Here is a 538-nt window from a genome sequence, read left to right as displayed (position 1 = left end):
CTGGCACGGTGAAGAACATCACCGTGAGCCAGTCGTGTGGCAAGTGGTTCGTGAGTATCCAGACCGAACGCCAGATCGATGAGCAGCCCACGGCGCAGGGGGCGGCAGTTGGCATCGACATGGGCATTGCCCGGTTCGCCACGCTTTCGGATGGTTCGTTCTACGCACCACTGAACAGCTTCAAACGCCATGAAACCGCGCTGTGCAAAGCGCAGCAGGCGATGAGCCGCAAGGTCAAATTCAGCCGCAACTGGAAGAAGGCGAAAGCCTGCGTCCAGCGCATTCATTCCCGCATCGGCAATGCCCGCCGCGACTACCTGCACAAGTGCTCCACCACGATCAGCCAAAACCACGCGATGGTGTGTATCGAGGACTTGCAGGTACGCAATATGTCCAGGTCGGCGGCAGGCACGGCCGAGGCACCGGGAAGAAACGTTCGGGCCAAATCTGGCCTGAACAGGGCCATTCTCGATCAGGGCTGGTTCGAGTTCCGCCGCCAACTGGACTACAAGCTGGCGTGGCGCGGCGGCTGGCTGAT

The 538-nt window shown here is 60.8% G+C and carries 1 protein-coding gene; it reads left to right on the top strand.

From position 1 onward, the window contains the following. Nucleotides 1-538, top strand: a 538-nt coding sequence (locus NRB16_RS29935; protein WP_257107609.1) for an RNA-guided endonuclease TnpB family protein, incomplete at both ends; no start/stop codon positions are given.

The sequence above is a fragment of the Pseudomonas sp. LJDD11 genome (assembly GCF_024584215.1).
Taxonomy (GTDB): domain Bacteria; phylum Pseudomonadota; class Gammaproteobacteria; order Pseudomonadales; family Pseudomonadaceae; genus Aquipseudomonas.
The sequence above is the reverse complement of the archived record's forward strand: the minus strand, read 5'-3'. Positions and strand labels throughout refer to the sequence as shown.